The sequence below is a fragment of the Streptomyces sp. NPDC034037 genome (genome assembly GCF_055575715.1).
In genome coordinates this window covers 66,879-83,045 of sequence record NZ_JBVISC010000008.1, presented here as the reverse complement: position 1 = coordinate 83,045, position 16,167 = coordinate 66,879, and the positions used below count along the sequence as shown (strand labels likewise).

At 73.1% G+C, this 16,167-nt stretch carries 14 protein-coding genes; 12 read left to right on the top strand and 2 right to left on the bottom strand.

Annotated features, from left to right (window positions below; all coding sequences use genetic code 11):
• Positions 1-21: 21 nt before the first annotated feature.
• The 4 genes from ACZ516_RS26650 to ACZ516_RS26635 all read left to right on the top strand — a co-directional run bounded on the left by ACZ516_RS26650 (position 22) and on the right by ACZ516_RS26635 (position 3,624).
• Positions 22-882: a bifunctional methylenetetrahydrofolate dehydrogenase/methenyltetrahydrofolate cyclohydrolase gene (locus tag ACZ516_RS26650; RefSeq protein WP_358587157.1), complete on the top strand. Its 861-nt coding sequence runs from the start codon at positions 22-24 to the stop codon at positions 880-882.
• A gap of 21 nt (positions 883-903) precedes the next feature.
• Positions 904-1,524: a DUF3017 domain-containing protein gene (locus ACZ516_RS26645; protein ID WP_469011929.1), complete on the top strand. Its 621-nt coding sequence runs from the start codon at positions 904-906 to the stop codon at positions 1,522-1,524.
• A 233-nt stretch (positions 1,525-1,757) separates the two neighbouring features.
• Complete coding sequence (locus tag ACZ516_RS26640) at positions 1,758-2,921, top strand: sensor histidine kinase (protein WP_361085655.1); 1,164 nt, start codon at positions 1,758-1,760, stop codon at positions 2,919-2,921.
• 4 nt (positions 2,922-2,925) lie between these two features.
• Positions 2,926-3,624 (top strand): response regulator, encoded by a 699-nt coding sequence (locus tag ACZ516_RS26635; protein WP_469011928.1) that lies wholly within the window; start codon positions 2,926-2,928, stop codon positions 3,622-3,624.
• Between the two features lie 16 nt (positions 3,625-3,640).
• On the opposite strand, the gene ACZ516_RS26630 is transcribed toward ACZ516_RS26635, so the two are convergent.
• A complete protein-coding gene (locus ACZ516_RS26630) occupies positions 3,641-3,985 on the bottom strand; it encodes a hypothetical protein (RefSeq protein WP_361085661.1) in 345 nt (114 codons plus the stop codon).
• A gap of 459 nt (positions 3,986-4,444) precedes the next feature.
• Here ACZ516_RS26630 and ACZ516_RS26625 point away from each other — a divergent pair, with 459 nt between their 5' ends.
• Both ACZ516_RS26625 and ACZ516_RS26620 read left to right on the top strand, forming a co-directional pair.
• Positions 4,445-5,614 carry a helix-turn-helix domain-containing protein gene (locus tag ACZ516_RS26625; RefSeq protein WP_361085664.1) on the top strand — a complete coding sequence of 390 codons (1,170 nt, stop codon included), beginning with the start codon at positions 4,445-4,447 and terminating at the stop codon, positions 5,612-5,614.
• Positions 5,615-6,074: 460 nt separating this feature from the next.
• A complete protein-coding gene (locus ACZ516_RS26620) occupies positions 6,075-7,064 on the top strand; it encodes a malate dehydrogenase (RefSeq protein WP_358587169.1) in 990 nt (329 codons plus the stop codon).
• Positions 7,065-7,152: 88 nt separating this feature from the next.
• Here ACZ516_RS26620 and ACZ516_RS26615 read toward each other — a convergent pair whose 3' ends face one another.
• A complete protein-coding gene (locus ACZ516_RS26615; RefSeq protein ID WP_469011926.1) occupies positions 7,153-8,562 on the bottom strand; it encodes an MFS transporter in 1,410 nt (469 codons plus the stop codon).
• 92 nt (positions 8,563-8,654) lie between these two features.
• On the opposite strand from ACZ516_RS26615, the gene ACZ516_RS26610 reads away from it, so the two are divergent.
• The 6 genes from ACZ516_RS26610 to ACZ516_RS26585 all read left to right on the top strand — a co-directional run bounded on the left by ACZ516_RS26610 (position 8,655) and on the right by ACZ516_RS26585 (position 16,166).
• Complete coding sequence (locus ACZ516_RS26610; RefSeq protein WP_361085670.1) at positions 8,655-9,578, top strand: LysR family transcriptional regulator; 924 nt, start codon at positions 8,655-8,657, stop codon at positions 9,576-9,578.
• 34 nt (positions 9,579-9,612) lie between these two features.
• On the top strand, positions 9,613-9,741 hold the full coding sequence (locus ACZ516_RS26605) for a hypothetical protein (protein ID WP_361085673.1): 129 nt from the start codon (positions 9,613-9,615) through the stop codon (positions 9,739-9,741).
• 187 nt (positions 9,742-9,928) lie between these two features.
• The gene (locus ACZ516_RS26600) at positions 9,929-11,431 is read left to right on the top strand and encodes an aldehyde dehydrogenase family protein (protein ID WP_361085676.1); all 1,503 of its coding nucleotides are present in this window, start codon (positions 9,929-9,931) and stop codon (positions 11,429-11,431) included.
• A 57-nt stretch (positions 11,432-11,488) separates the two neighbouring features.
• The gene (locus tag ACZ516_RS26595; protein ID WP_361085679.1) at positions 11,489-13,036 is read left to right on the top strand and encodes a GMC family oxidoreductase; all 1,548 of its coding nucleotides are present in this window, start codon (positions 11,489-11,491) and stop codon (positions 13,034-13,036) included.
• Positions 13,033-14,184, top strand: a complete 1,152-nt coding sequence (locus tag ACZ516_RS26590; RefSeq protein ID WP_469011923.1) for a quaternary amine ABC transporter ATP-binding protein — start codon at positions 13,033-13,035, stop codon at positions 14,182-14,184. The genes ACZ516_RS26595 and ACZ516_RS26590 overlap by 4 nt, the downstream gene beginning before the upstream one ends.
• Positions 14,184-16,166, top strand: a complete 1,983-nt coding sequence (locus ACZ516_RS26585; protein WP_469011921.1) for an ABC transporter permease — start codon at positions 14,184-14,186, stop codon at positions 16,164-16,166. Before ACZ516_RS26590 ends, ACZ516_RS26585 begins: the two co-directional genes overlap by 1 nt.
• Position 16,167 lies beyond the last annotated feature (1 nt).

Sequence of the window (16,167 nt, the reverse complement as noted above, 5' to 3'; positions counted from 1 at the left end):
CTCATCCGGGAAGATGGGGTCATGACCGCCCAGATTCTCGATGGCAAGGCCACCGCAGCCGCGATCAAGTCCGAACTGACCGCCCGCGTGGCGGCCCTGAAGGAGAAGGGCGTCACGCCCGGACTCGGTACCGTCCTGGTCGGCGACGACCCGGGCAGCCAGAAGTACGTCGCGGGCAAGCACCGCGACTGCGCGCAGGTCGGCATCGCCTCCATCCAGCGCGAACTGCCCGCCACCGCCTCCCAGGAGGAGATCGAGGCCGTCGTCCGCGAACTCAACGACGACCCCGCCTGCACCGGTTACATCGTCCAGCTGCCGCTGCCCAAGGGCATCGACGAGAACCGCGTCCTGGAGCTGATGGACCCGGACAAGGACGCCGACGGCCTGCACCCGATGAACCTCGGTCGGCTCGTCCTGAACGAGCCGGCGCCGCTGCCCTGCACCCCGTACGGCATCATCCGGCTGCTGCGGCGGCACGACGTGGAGATCAAGGGCGCCGAGGTCGTCGTCGTGGGCCGCGGCGTGACCATCGGCCGGCCCATGCCGCTCCTGCTCACCCGCAAGTCCGAGAACGCCACCGTCACGCAGTGCCACACCGGCACCCGTGACCTCGCCGCGCACCTGAAGCGAGCCGACATCATCGTGGCCGCCGCGGGCGTCCCGCACCTCATCAAGCCCGAGGACGTGAAGCCGGGCGCCGCGGTGCTGGACGTCGGCGTCTCGCGCGACGAGAGCGGCAAGATCGTCGGCGACGTGCACCCCGGTGTCGCCGAGGTCGCCGGCTGGATCTCCCCGAACCCGGGCGGTGTCGGCCCGATGACCCGCGCCCAGCTCCTGGTCAACGTCGTCGAGGCCGCCGAGCGAAGCGCCGCCGCGAGCTGACCCGGGGAAAGGGGCGAGCGCATGAACGCACAACCCGAGCCGAAGGCCCGGCCGGTCCCCGGGGACACGGAGCCGTCGGGGGCGTCGAAGGTCCCGGCGACCCCCGCGCCCCCGGAGACCGCCGAGACCCCGGCGACCCCCGAGCACCCGGAGACCCCGGGCGCCCCAGGCACCCCGGAGACCCCGGAGACCCCGGAGACCGTGCAGGCCAAGGGCGCGGTCAGCGCGCCGGGGCCGGACGGGCGGCCCCGCAAGGTCTCCCGCCGCTTCCCGCTGTTCACCCGGGACACGGCGCGGCCCGAGGGCGGTGGCCGCGCGGCCCCGGGCGACGCGCCCGCCCCCGCCCGGCAGTGGCCGCTGCTGAGCGTGGCGTCCGTGGTCGGGCTCGGGCTGCTGCTCACCGCGTTCGACGTGTTCCGCGTCGGCACGATGCTGGTGGGCCTCGCGCTCGTCGGCGGCGCCGCGCTGCGGTGGGCGCTGCCGGACGTCGGGATGCTGGCGGTGCGCTCGCGCTTCACGGACATGGTCACGTACGGGGCGCTGGGTGTCGCCATCGTGCTCCTCGCGATGATGGCGCAGCCGCAACCGTGGCTGGAGATCCCCTTCCTGGACGACACCCTGCACTTCACCATCGACAGTTAGCCGCCGCCGCCCCCTGGTGGTCAGGCGCTCACCCGTCGCGCGGTGGCCCGTCCTCCCCCGTGGGGACGGGCCACCGCCAGGTGCACGACGCTACGGGGGACGGCCGGGGCAGTCGTCAGCTCCTGGTTCGGTTCCCCGCTGCACCGCGCGCCGTAGCCGCCCGGTTCCTGCAACTTCCGCTGTACGGCGCATGGTTGACGTTGCGCCGCCCGCACCCGGGTTACGCTGCGGCGATGCGGATCCGCCCCCTCGCCGTCGACGCGCTCATCGCGCTCGCCCTCACCGCGGTGGCCGTGCTGCTCGGCGAGGAGTCCGCACGGCAGGGCTGGCCCGAACTCGACGCCAGCGGATACGTGTTGGTGGCGCTCGCCAATCTTCCCGCGGCGCTGCGCGGCAAGGCGCCGCTCGCCGTGTTCCTCTTCGTCCACGCGGTCTGGTTCGTCTACGTCACGGCCGGCTACTGGCCCGTCCTGAACACCTTCGCGCCCATGCTCGCCGTCTACACGGTCGCCTCGCTGCGGCCCGCCCGTCTCTCGCTGCCCTGCGCGGCGCTGATGGGCGCCGCGTGGATCTACGCGGGTCTGCTCACGGACGGCGCGACGATGGCCGCCGTCGTCGCGCAGGCCATCGGGTTCCCGCTGGTGATCTGGCGCTTCGGGCACGCCGCCCGGCGCACGGCCGAGCTGGCCCGGCAGCTGAAGGTGGAGCAGGACGAGCGCGCCCGGCGCGAGGTCGCCGAGGAGCGGGGCCGCATCGCCCGCGAGCTGCACGACGTGGTCGCCCACCACATGTCGGTGATATCCGTGCAGGCGGGCCTCGCCACGTTCGTCTTCGGCTCGGACCCCGCCACGGCGCGTGCCGCGCTCGGCACCATCGCCGGGACCAGCGGCGAGGCGCTCGAAGAACTGCGCCGCATGCTGCGGGTGCTGCGCGCCGGGGACGGCGAGGACGGCGACGGCACCCCGGAGGCGCCGATGCCGGGCCTGGCCCGGCTGGCGGAGATGGTCGAGCGCGTGCGCGCCGGGGGCGTCCCCGTCGACCTGCGGGTCACGGGAGAGCCGCGACCGCTCGCCCCCGGCATCGAACTCTGCGCCTACCGCGTGGTGCAGGAGGCGCTGACCAACGTACTGAAGCACGCCCCGGGAGCCGGCACGGCCGTCGAACTCGCCTACCGCCGACGGCACATCGAGGTTTCGGTCAGCAACGACGGGAAGGGGGTGATTCAGGACAGAGTGCGGACCGGCGGCGGACATGGCTTGATCGGGATGCGTGAGCGGGCCAAGCTCTACGGCGGGACGATCAGCATCGGCCCGCTGAGCGAGGGGGGATTCGCCGTGCGTCTCACCCTGCCGACCTCGGCGCGGGCCGCGGCTCAGGGGGACAGCGGGGCGGAGTGACCGGATGACCGGCTCCATCAGGGTACTTGTGGTCGACGACCAGTTCCTCATCCGTGCGGGACTGGTCGGGCTGCTGCGCGCCGCGCCCGGCATCGAGGTCGTCGGCGAGGCAGGCGACGGGAACGAGGCCGTCGAACTGGCCGCGCGCACCCGGCCCGACGTCATCCTCATGGACATCCGGATGCCGGGCACGGACGGCATCACGGCCACCGCGAGGATCCTCGCCCAGGCGACCGAGCCCGCCCCGCGCGTGCTGGTCCTGACCACCTTCGACCTCGACGAGTACGTGTACGGGGCGCTGCGCGCCGGCGCCTGCGGGTTCCTGCTCAAGGACTCCGGGCCCGAACGGCTGCTGGCCGCGGTGGCGGCGGTCGGCTGCGGGGACGCGCTCTTCGCGCCCAGCGTGACGCGGCGCCTCGTGGAGGCGTTCGCGCGGCAGGGCGCGAAGCCGGGCGGCGGCGAGGAACCGCCGCCCGACCTCGCGGCGCTGACCCTGCGCGAGGTCGAGGTCCTGAAGCTGATCGCGCGCGGCCTGACCAACGCGGACATCGCCGAGCGCCTCTACATCAGCGAGGCCACCGTCAAGACGCACCTGAACCGCACGATGAGCAAACTCGGCCTGGACAGCCGGGCGCAGGCGGTGGTGGTGGCCTACGAGACGGGCCTGGTGACACCCGGGGCCGGGACGGGCGCGGGGCCCTGAGGCGTCCGGGCGCGGCTCAGCAGGTGACGACCTTGCCGTAGGAGCCGCGGCCCCAGTTCCACTCCCACTGCTCGTTGTGCTGGTAGGTGAGGCACGGCGAGTCGTTGCCCCAGTCGATGACGACCTTCAGGTGCATGGCGTGGCCGCAGAGGTTGGTCACCTTCACGTACTTCCGGTGCTTGATGACGTCCCTCTTGACGCAGTCCGGGGCGGTGCCCTGGATCGCGGCGGAGGCGGCGGAAGCGTCGGGGCGGCTCGCGGGGGCCGCCGACGCGGCGGGCGACGTGACGAGGCCGGCGCCCAGGAGGGCGGCGGCGACGAAGAGGGCGTGGCTCGTACGGAGGGTCGTGCTCGGCTTCATGGGCGCGGGTTCTCCCTTGGTCGGGTGCGGGTGCCGTTACCTCACCGACTGTGCCGAGCTTTTCGGCCCGAATCCCCCGACCGGGCCGAAGTGCACCCTTTCGGGGCAAAGGGACGACGCCCGTCCTCTCCCCCGTGGGAGGACGGGCGCCGCCGTTCATGACGGGGGTTTCCTGCCGGAAACTCCCGATGTAAGCGGTGCGTTCCGCTCGCCTCCAGGGTCATGGACGCGCCAACCGGGTTCAAGGGGTGCCTGATCCCTGTGGCACGGAGGTGACCATTCCGCAACGGTGTGCGGGGCCTGCAACGAGTCCGGCCCCCGTGCGGGCTCCCTCGCACCCGCCGGTGACCGGTCCCGCTCCGGTGTGCGTCCGTTGCGGGAACTGACATCCTGGCTCCGCGCATCCCTCTGGTCAGTGGTACGGGGGCAGGACAGGTACGGACGGGAAGAGGGGGAGCGATGCCTCGTTGGAAGGCGCTGCCGGACGAGCTCGACCCGGAGGTCAGGGAGTTCGCCGACCGGCTGCGCGGGCTCGTGGCCCACAGCGGCCTGAGCGTCGCGGCGGTCGCGGACCGGACCGGCTACAGCAAGACGTCCTGGGAGCGCTACCTGAACGGGCGGCTGCTCGCCCCCAAGGGCGCGGTCGTCGCGCTGGCCGAGGTGACGGGCACGGAGCCGGTGCATCTCCTCACCCTGTGGGAGCTGGCGGAGCGCGCCTGGAGCCGCTCCGAGATGCGGCACGACATGACCATGCAGGCGATACGGATCTCGCAGGCGCGGGCGGCGCTGGGCGAGTTGGGGGAGCGGGAGGCGGCCGGCCCGCCGCCCGCAACCGTGTCCCCCGCGCCGGTGGATGCGCCGTCCGCCGCCGATGCGCAGGCCAAGGGCGCCGCGTCGCGCGGGGACCGTGGCACGGCGCGGGGCGGCGCACGCGGCGCGGGCGGTGTGACGGGGGTGGCGGGGCCGGCGGGTGTCTCGCCCACGGTGCCGCGGCCGACCTGGCCCTCGCCCTCCTACGTGCCCTCGCCCTCGTACGGCGCCGCGTCCGTGCCCCCCTACGGCGCGGCGCCCGCGCCCGTGGCGGCGCCCGACGGCGGCACCTCGCCCGACCGGCGGCGGCGTCGGCGCAAGCTCGTCATGTTCCTCGCGGGAGTTCTCGGCGCGCTCGTCGTCATGACCGCCGCGGCCTTCCTCACCGACGTCGGCTTCGACTTCGGCGGCAAGGGCGGCACCACCGGCGAGCGCAAGCCGTCCGCGGCGCCGAGCACCGGTGACGGGAAGCTTCCGGCGGGGGTCGAGTGCCGGGGCGGGGACTGCGCGGGCAAGGACCCCGAGGCCATGGGGTGCGGCGGTGAGCGGGCGAGGACGGCCTCGCGGGCGACGGTCGGCGGCACGTTGATCGAGGTGCGCTACAGCAAGACGTGCCGGGCGGCGTGGGCGCGGATCACCCGGGCGACACCGGGGGACGAGGTCACCGTCAAGGGGCCGGGCGGGGGCGCGGCGGCCGGGCGGACGGGGACGGTGGACGAGGACTTCGACGCGTATACGCCGATGGTGGCGGCCAGGACGCAGGGCGCCGCGAAGGCGTGCGCGGTGCTGGTGTCGGGGCAGCGGGGCTGCACGGAGTAGGCGTCGCGAGCGGCCGGGCGGACGGCCGGCGTAGCGCGGGAACCGCGAGGAACACGCGGGGCCGAAGAAAGTTGAGGAAAGAAGTGCATGAGACCGGGGAGGCGGGGCAAGCGGACCGTACCCCCACGGGAGTGGCCAACACCCCCACGGCGGCCGCCGTCCTCCCCCCCCGGATGGCGGCCGCCCCCCTTCCCCCCCAGCTGGCGCCGGCCCTTTCCCCCCGGTCGGCGCAAGCTGTGGGCGGGGCCACACGGACCCGGGGGCCGGGCCGGTCCGGGGCGCGATAGCCTGACGGGCGGATCTCTCTTGATGCCAAGAGATCGATCATCGAGAGGCGATCGAAGACTCGGCGTGGCGTCGGCGGGGATCCAGGAAATCGGGGATCCGGTACACCAGTACATCCGGTACATCAGTACGAGGATCAGGGACCCCCACCGCCAGCTGTCTTACGGAGATCGCCATGACCCGCACTCCCGTGAATGTCACCGTCACCGGCGCGGCCGGCCAGATCGGCTACGCGCTGCTCTTCCGCATCGCCTCCGGCCACCTGCTCGGCGCTGACGTGCCGGTCAACCTGCGCCTTCTTGAGATCACGCCGGCGCTGAAGGCCGCCGAGGGCACCGCCATGGAGCTCGACGACTGCGCCTTCCCGCTGCTGAACTCCATCGAGATCAGCGACGACCCGAACGTCGCCTTCGACGGCGCCAACGTCGCCCTCCTCGTCGGCGCCCGCCCCCGCACCAAGGGCATGGAGCGCGGTGACCTCCTGGAGGCCAACGGCGGCATCTTCAAGCCGCAGGGCAAGGCCATCAACGACCACGCCGCCGACGACATCAAGGTGCTCGTCGTCGGCAACCCGGCCAACACCAACGCGCTCATCGCGCAGGCCGCCGCCCCGGACGTACCGGCGGAGCGCTTCACCGCGATGACCCGTCTGGACCACAACCGCGCGCTGTCGCAGCTGGCGAAGAAGACCGGCTCGTCGGTCTCCGACATCAAGCGGCTCACCATCTGGGGCAACCACTCGGCCACCCAGTACCCGGACATCTTCCACGCGGAGATCGCCGGCAAGAACGCCGCCGACGTCGTGGGCGACCAGTCCTGGCTCGCGGACGAGTTCATCCCGACCGTCGCCAAGCGCGGCGCCGCGATCATCGAGGCCCGTGGCGCGTCCTCGGCCGCCTCCGCCGCCAACGCCGCCATCGACCACGTCCACACCTGGGTCAACGGCACGGCCGCCGGCGACTGGACCTCGATGGGCATCCCGTCGGACGGTTCCTACGGCGTTCCGGAGGGGCTCATCTCCTCCTTCCCCGTCACCACCAAGGACGGCGCGTACGAGATCGTCCAGGGCCTGGAGATCAACGAGTTCTCCCGCGCCCGCATCGACGCCTCCGTCAAGGAGCTGGAAGAGGAGCGCGAGGCCGTGCGCGGTCTCGGCCTCATCTGAGCCGCTTCCCCCTCCCCGGACAGGGCCTGCGCCGCCCCCGGCAGCCGCGACGAGCGGCCGCCGGGGGCGGTTTCGTGTTCAGGCGCCGTCACGTGCGGGCGGTCCGCTCCTTGCCGTACCCGTACGTGACCGCCGCCGCGGCGGCGACCACCATCAGGGCCACCACGCGCAGCGCCGTCGCCATGCCGTCCGCGAAGCCGGCCGAGGCGTGCGAGGCCAGCGTGGTGCCGGTGACGGCCACGCCGAGCGCGGCGCCCACCTCGCGCGCCGAGGTGCTGAGCCCCGAACCGAGGCCCGCCTGCCGCGGCGGGAGCGAGGTGACGACGCCGAGCGTCAGGACCGGCATGCACAGGCCGGTGCCCGTCGAGATGACCAGCAGCCAGCAGGCGTACACCGCGTACGGGGTCGACGCCCCCGCCGTGGACGTGCCGAGCAGGCCCAGGCCGATCAGGAGCAGCCCGCCGCCCGCCACCGGCCGCGGCCGGCCCGACCAGCGCGCGGCGAGCCGGGGGACCAGCGTCATGCCGAGGGTGAGCGGGATGATGGCGAGGCCCGCGCGGGCGGCGCCGTACCCCTTCTCGTACTGCAGGTACTGGGAGTTGACGTAGAAGAGCGAGAAGAGGCCGAAGAAGCTCGCGGCGGTGCCGAGCGCCGCCGCGCGCAGCCGCCGCGAGGCGAAGACGCGGGGGTCGAAGAGCGGGGCCCGCGAGCGCAGGGCGTGCGCGGCGAACAGGGCGAGAAGAGCGGTGCCGGCCGCGAAGGCGGCCAGGATGCGGGCGGCCGTCCAGCCGTACAGCGGGCTCTCGATGATGCCGAAGAGCAGGGCGAACAGGCCGCCCGTCAGCAGGAGGGTGCCCAGCGGGTCCAGGGCGGGCGCCTCGGCCGCCTTGTCCGTGCGCGGCGTCACGCGGGCGACGGCCAGGGCGAGCAGCGCGGCGAGCGGCACCACCGCCCAGAACAGCGCGCGCCAGGACAGGTACTGGCCGATCAGCCCGCCGCCGAGGTTGCCGGTGAGCCCGCCGAGGCCCGCCGCGAGGGTCCAGGACGCGAGGGCGCGCGGCCGGTCCTCGGGCGGCGCGACCCGCATCAGGATCGACATGGTCGCGGGCATGATCAGCGCGGCGCCCGCCCCCGACACCGCGCGCCCCGCGATCAGCACGGCCGGCGCGGCGGCGAGCGCGCTGACCACGGCCCCGGCGGCGAAAAGACCGAGCCCGCACAGCAGCGCGCCCTTGCGGCCGTACCGGTCACCGAGCGCGCCGGCCGGGATGAGGAGCCCCGCGAAGACGAGGACGTACGCGTCGACCGTCCACAGCAGTCCGCTGGACGACAGGTGCAGCGAGGACGAAGTCAGCTGGGGGACAAGGAGGTTGATGGCGGCGACCATGCCCTGGGCGACGAGCACGCAGGCGCACAGGGCCAGCAGGGTCGAGCGTCTCAGGTGCGGCGGCGCGTCCTGGGCGGGGGGTCGGGTCGGGGTGCGGGCAGGCGAGAGCAAGGCTCCTCCCGGGGAGCGTGGTGGGGTGGGATGTGCTGCCACCGTAGGCTCGGCCCCGACTTGCTTTCCAGTGCAACTTTCGCAAGGGGTGTATGCGTGTGACGCAATCCAGCGGCGGGGCCGGCGGCGGGGCGGGTCTCGACCTGAACCTGCTGCTCGCCCTCGACGTCCTGCTCGACGAGCAGAGCGTGTCCGGCGCCGCCCGCCGGCTGCATCTGTCCGAGCCCGCGATGAGCCGCACGCTCGGGCGCATCCGCAAGGCGCTCGGTGACCCCGTGCTCGTGCGCGCCGGGCGGCGGATGGTGCCGACACCCCACGCGCTTGCCGTCCAGGCCGAGGTCGGCGCCGTGGTCGAGCGGGCCCGCGCGCTCTTCGCCGGGCCCGGCGCCGTCGATCTGCGCACGGTCTCCCGCACCCTGACGATCCTCGCCAACGACGCGCTCACCGGCGCCTACGGCCCCGCGCTCTTCGCCCGCGCCGCGCGGGAGGCGCCGGGCGTCCGGCTCCGCTTCCTCGGCGAGAGCCACGAGGACGCGCCGCTGCTGCGCCAGGGCACCGCCGACCTGGAGCTCGGCGTGATCGGCGCGACCGCGCCCGAGGTGCGGGTGGAGCACTTCCGCGACGACCGGATGCTCGGCCTCGTACGCCCCGGACACCCCCTGTTGGACGGCAGGATGACGGTGCGCCGCTTCGCGGCGGCCGACCACGTCATCGTCTCGCGGCGGGGCCGTCTGAGCGGGCCGCTGGACGCCGCGCTCGCCGAACTGGGCCTGAGCAGGCGGGTGGTGGGCAGCGTGGGGACGTTCGCCGCGTCGGCCTTCATGCTGCTGCGCACGGACCTGGTCGGCCTCGTCACCTCCTGGGCCCGCCCCCTGACGGACACCCTGGGCCTGGTCACCTTCGAGATCCCCCTGGACCTGCCGCCGCTGCCGCTCGGCATGGCCTGGCACCCCCGGCACGACGCCGACCCGGCGCACGCGTGGCTACGGGAGTGCGCGCGGGAACTGCTCGCCTGAGAGCGGCGGCGAGCAGCCCCTACCGGCAGCCCCTATGGCCCACGTACTCATTCCCGCTCACGGATCAGGTCTACGGGAGGAAGCAGTGATGACCACCGGCGCGGGCGTCCTGGTCTGGCTCGGCTCCGTCGTGGGCGAGCGGCGCTGGGCGGCCGTGGCCTGATGCCGCTGTGGATCGCCGGGCTCACCGCGCAGGACGAGCCGGACTTGGCGGACGACCCGGTCGAGACCGCCGCACAGTGACACGGCGCACTTTCAGCCATTCGTAGGCATGGTTTCCCCGCAGGGGGGCAGGTGCGCCTGGCTACCGCGAGTGACGACATTTGACGGGAACGGAAGGCGAACGGGACGTGTCCGCACAACAGACCATTCACGTGGGCGGGGAGTGGCTGAGCGCCGCTTCCGGCGCCACCCGCGAGATCCTCGACCCGGCGGACGGCAAGCCGTTCGCCGTGATCGCCGAGGGCTCCACGCAGGACGCGGACGCCGCCATCGCCGCCGCCCGCAAGGCCTTCGACGAGGGACCCTGGCCCACCACACCCGTCGCCGAGCGCGCCGCGCTGCTGCGCCGCGTCGCCGACCTGCTCGTACGCGACCGCGAGAAGATCGGCCTCCTGGAGAGCCGGGACGCCGGCAAGACCCTCGAAGAGGGCCGCGTCGACGTGGACTGCGTCGCCGACGCCTTCCGCTACTTCGCCGACCTGGTCATCGGCGAGGGCCCCGGACGCGTCGTGGACGCGGGCAGCGACGACATCCACAGCGTCGTCGTGCACGAGCCCGTCGGCGTCTGCTCGATGATCACGCCCTGGAACTACCCGCTGCTCCAGGCCAGCTGGAAGATCGCCCCCGCCCTCGCGGCGGGCAACACCTTCGTCGTCAAGCCCAGCGAGATCACCCCGCTGACGACCGTCGTGCTCATCGAGCTGCTGGTCGAGGCCGGGCTGCCCGCCGGTGTCGCCAACCTCGTGACCGGCCCCGGCCACACCGTCGGCGCCCGCCTCGCCGACCACCCCGACGTCGACCTGGTCTCCTTCACCGGCGGACTCCTCTCCGGCACCAAGGTCGCCCAGGCCGCCGCGCTCGGCGTGAAGAAGGTCGCCCTGGAACTCGGCGGCAAGAACCCGAACGTCGTCTTCGCCGACGCCTGCGCCACCGAAGAGGGCTTCGACACCGCCGTCGACCAGGCGCTCAACGCCGCCTTCATCCACAGCGGGCAGGTCTGCTCCGCCGGCGGCCGCCTGATCATCGAGGAGTCCGTCCGCGAGCGCTTCGTGACCGAGCTGGCGCGCCGCGCCGAGAAGATCAGGCTCGGCCGCGGCACCGAGGACGGCGTCGAGTGCGGCCCCCTCGTCTCGCGGGAGCAGCGCGAGAAGACCGAGAGGTACGTCGCCTCGGCCCTGGAGGAGGGCGCGGTGCTGCGCTGCGGCGGCAAGCGCCCCGAGCCGAGCGACATCAGGCCCGCCACCGGCTACTTCTACGAGCCGACCGTGCTCGACCAGTGCCACCGCGAGATGAAGGTCGTACGGGAAGAGGTCTTCGGGCCCGTCCTGACCGTCGAGACCTTCACCACCGAGGACGAGGCCGTCGCGCTCGCCAACGACACCGAGTACGGCCTCGCGGGCGGCGTGTGGACCAGCGACCCGGGCCGCGGCCGCCGCATGGCCCGCCGGATGCGCCACGGCACCATCTGGATCAACGACTTCCACCCCTACCTGCCGCAGGCGGAGTGGGGCGGCTTCGGCAAGAGCGGCGTCGGGCGCGAACTCGGTCCCGCGGGCCTGGCCGAGTACCGCGAGTCCAAGCACGTCTACCAGAACCTGGCACCGCGCCCCGTCCGCTGGTTCGCGGGCTAGCACCCGATCACGCGCAAGCACCTTGCACGGCCTCGCAGGAAGAGGAGCAGCCACCCCATGGCCGAAAACCCCCCGTCCGCAACCGAGTTCGACTACGTCATCGTCGGCGGCGGCACCGCAGGATCGGTGATCGCCTCCCGGCTCACGGAGAACCCGGACGTCACCGTCGCCGTCATCGAGGGCGGCCCCAGCGACATCGACCGCGAGGACGTCCTGACGCTCCGCCGCTGGCTCGGTCTGCTCGGCGGCGACCTCGACTACGGCTACACGACCACGGAGCAGCCCCGCGGCAACTCCCACATCCTGCACAGCCGCGCCAAGGTCCTCGGCGGCTGCTCGTCGCACAACACCCTGATCTCCTTCAAGCCGCTGCCGTCCGACTGGGACGAGTGGGAGGAGGCCGGGGCCACCGGCTGGAACGCCAAGGCCATGGACCCCTACTTCGGCAAGCTGCGCAACAACATCGTGCGCGTCGCCAAGAAGGACCAGAACCAGATCGCCACCGACTGGGTCGAGGCCGTGCAGAGCGCGCTCGGCGTCCCCGAGGTCGTCGGCTTCAACGACAAGCCCTTCGACGAGGGCGTCGGCTTCTTCGACCTCGCCTACCACCCGGAGAACAACAAGCGCTCCTCCGCGTCGGTCGCCTACCTCCACCCCCACATGGAGGCCGGCGACCGCCCGAACCTCCACCTGTTCCTGGAGACCTGGGCCACCAGGCTGGAGCTGGACGGCAAGCGGGCGCGCGGCGTCCACATCCGCGCCAAGGACGGCGGGGAGTCGCTGCTCACCGCCCGCCGCGAGGTGCTGGTCTGCGCCGGCGCCATCGACACGCCCCGGCTGCTCATGCACTCGGGCATCGGCCCGAAAAAGGACCTCGAAGCGCTCGGCATCCCGGTCGTCCACGACCTGCCGGGCGTCGGCGAGAACCTCATCGACCACCCCGAGTCGGTCATCGTCTGGGAGACCGACGGGCCGATCCCGGGCAACTCCGCGATGGACTCCGACGCCGGTCTGTTCGTGAAGCGGGACCCGGACCACAAGGGCCCGGACCTGATGTTCCACTTCTACCAGATCCCCTTCACGGACAACCCCGAGCGCCTCGGCTACGAACGTCCCGAGCACGGCGTGTCGATGACGCCGAACATCCCCAAGTCCCGCGCCCGCGGCCGCCTCTACCTCACCTCCGCCGACCCCGAGGTCAAGCCCGCGCTCGACTTCAGGTACTTCGAGGACGAGGACGACTACGACGGGCGGACCCTCGTGGACGGCATCAAGCTGGCGCGCGAGGTCGCGCGGACCGAACCGTTCAAGAAGTGGCTCAAGCGCGAGGTCTTCCCCGGCCCCGAGGTCACCGACGACGCCGAGATCGGCGAACTGGTGCGCAAGGCGGCCCACACCGTGTACCACCCGGCCGGCACCTGCCGAATGGGCGCTTCCGGTGATGAACTCGCCGTGGTCGACCCGGAACTGAAGATCCGGGGCATGGCAGGAATCCGTATCGCGGACGCATCCGTCTTCCCGACGATGCCCGCCGTGAACCCGATGATCGGAGTGCTCATGGTCGGGGAGAAATGTGCCGAGATGCTGGGTGGTGACGGCCGATGAGCGAAGCCACCATGACGAACGAGACCGAGACCACGACGCCCGCCGAAGGGCCCGTGTTCGCCGTCAAGAACCTCTGGAAGGTCTTCGGCCCGCGCGCCGAACGAATACCGGAAGACACCTCCCTGCACGGCCTGAGCCCCGCCGAACTGCGGGAGCGGACCGGCTGCACGGCCGCCGTGCGGGATGTGTCCTTCGAGGTCAACAAGGGCGAGGTCTTCGTCGTCATGGGCCTGTCGGGCTCCGGCAAGTCCACCCTCGTCCGCTGTCTGACCCGGCTCATCGAGCCGACCTCCGGCGCCGTCTCCATCGACGGCGAGGACGTCCTGGCCATGGACCGGGCCCGGCTGCGCGAACTGCGCCGCCACCGCGCCGCCATGGTCTTCCAGCACTTCGGCCTGCTGCCGCACCGCTCGGTCCTCGACAACGTCGCCTACGGCCTGGAGGTCCAGGGCGTCGGCAAGGCCGAGCGCCGCGCGAAGGCCCTCGAAGTCGTCGCGAAGGTCGGCCTGGAGGGCCTTGAGCAGCGCAAGCCCGGCCAGCTCTCCGGCGGCCAGCAGCAGCGCGTGGGCCTGGCCCGCGCCCTCGCCGTCGACCCCGAAGTCCTGCTGTTCGACGAGCCGTTCAGCGCCCTCGACCCGCTGATCCGCCGCGACATGCAGGAAGAGGTCGTGCGCCTGCACCGTGAAGAGGGCCGCACGATGGTCTTCATCACCCACGACCTCAGCGAGGCCCTCAAGCTGGGCGACCGCATCGCCCTCATGCGCGACGGCCGCGTCGTGCAGTGCGGCACCCCCGAGGAGATCGTCGGCTCCCCGGCCGACGACTACGTCCGCGACTTCGTCCGCGACGTGGCGCGCGCCGACGTGATGAGCGTGCGCAGCGCCATGCGGCCCGCCACCGGCGAGGACGAGAGCCGCGGCGCCGCCCTCGCCCCCGAGGCCAAGATCTCCGAGGCCATCGAGGCCGTCGCCCGCACCGGCTTCCCTGTGCGCGTGATGGACGGCAAGCGGTGCCTCGGCGTGGTCGACCACGCGGGCCTGCTCGGCGTCGTCGCGGGCGTCGCCGCCCCCGCGCCGGCCGCCACACCGGCCATCGCCGGAACGGCCCCCGCGCCAACCGCCCCCGGCACGGGCGAGGTGGTCGCCTGATGGCCACCGCCACCGCCTCGACTCCCGTGCGGGACAGGGACACCGGAATCGGCGCGCTCCTGCGCCACCGCGCCGTCGGCAAGCTCCTGCTGCTCGCCGTCGCCGCGGCGGCACTCGTGTTCTACGGTTCGATCCTCGACGCCAAGTGGGCCTCCGGCGCCTGGCCGAACGCCCTGACCGTCGACCTGACCGAGCCGCTGGGCAAGGCCAGCGACTGGATCATCGACAACCGCGACAGCCACCCGCTGTTCCTCTACTTCTTCGGGCACGTCAGCAACGCCATCGTGCTGTCCGTGCGCGGCGTCTACCTCGTCCTGCTCGCCGCCGGCTGGGCCGGCGTGACCGCCGCCGCCGGGCTCGTCGCCTGGCGCGTGGCGGGCGTGCGGCTCGCCGTCACCGCCTCCGCCGCGTTCGCCCTGTGCGGGCTGCTCGGCATGTGGGTGCCGACCATGCAGACGCTCGCCCTGATGGTCGTGGCGGTCCTCGCCTCGGTCGTCCTCGGCCTGCTGCTCGGCCTCGCGGGCGGCCTCAGCGACCGCGTCTTCCGCATCCTGCGGCCCGTGCTCGACACCATGCAGGTGCTGCCCGCCTTCGCCTACCTGCTGCCGTTCGCCCTCGTCTTCGGCATGGGCGTCCCGGCGGCCGTCATCGCCACCGTCGTCTACGCGGCCCCGCCCATGGCCCGCCTCACCGCGCTCGGCCTGCGCGGCGCCGACGGCGGCGTGATGGAGGCGGTGACCTCGCTCGGTGCGACCGGCCGCCAGCGCCTGTTCTCCGCGCGGCTGCCGCTGGCCCGCAAGGAACTCCTGCTCGGCGTCAACCAGACGATCATGATGGCGCTCTCCATGGCCGTCATCGCCTCCGTGATCGGCGCGGGCGGCCTCGGCGACCGCGTCTACCAGGCGCTGTCCTCCGTCGACGTCGGCCAGGCGCTCGCCGCCGGCATCCCGATCGTGCTGCTCGCCGTCGTCCTGGACCGCGTCACGGGCGCGGCCGGCGAGCGGCTGGGCGCCCACGGCGAGGACACCTCCGCGCTGCGCGGCGGGCGGGGCTGGGCCCTCGCGGGCGCCGTGACGCTCCTCGCCGCGCTCGCCGCCCGCTTCGCGGACCGCGTCGACTGGCCGACGAGCTGGGTCGTCAACATCGCCCCGACGGTCAACACCGCCAAGGACTGGATGGTCGACCACCTCTACACCGACGTGCCCGTCGTCGGCGGCACCGCCGACTGGGCCGGGCACTTCACCACCTGGATCCTCGACCCCGTCCGCGACGGCCTCCAGGGCCTGCCCTGGTGGTCGGTGCTGCTGATCGTCGCCGCCCTCGCCTGGGTGATCGGCACCTGGCAGACCGCCCTCACCGCCGTCGCCGCCATGGGCGCGATCGGGGTGCTCGGCGTGTGGAACAAGTCCCTCGACACGCTCTCGCAGGTCCTCGCCGGTGTCGCCGTGACCCTCGTCCTCGGCTTCGCGATCGGCGTCGCGGCCTCCCGCAGCGAGCGCCTGGAACGCCTGCTCCGCCCGGTGCTCGACATCTTCCAGACCATGCCGCAGTTCGTCTATCTGATCCCGGTCGTCGCGCTCTTCGGCGTCGGCCGCGCCCCCGCCGTCGCCGCGGCCGTCGTCTACGCGCTGCCGGCCGTCGTGCGCATCACCACCCAGGGGCTGCGCCAGGTGGACGCCGCCGCCATGGAGTCCTCCCGCTCGCTCGGCGCCACCGGCCGCCAGCAGCTGTTCCAGGTCCAGCTGCCGCTGGCCCGCCCGGCGCTGCTGCTCGCCCTCAACCAGGGCGTCGTCCTGGTCCTCGCCGTCGTCGTCATCGGCGGCCTGGTCGGCGGCGGCTCGCTCGGCTACGACGTGGTGTTCGGCATCGCCCAGGGCGACCTGGCGACGGGCCTGGTGGCCGGTGTGGCCATCGTCTGCCTCGGCCTCATGCTCGACCGCGTAACCCAGCCGACGACCCGCCGCGCCAAGAAGGGAGCGTGAC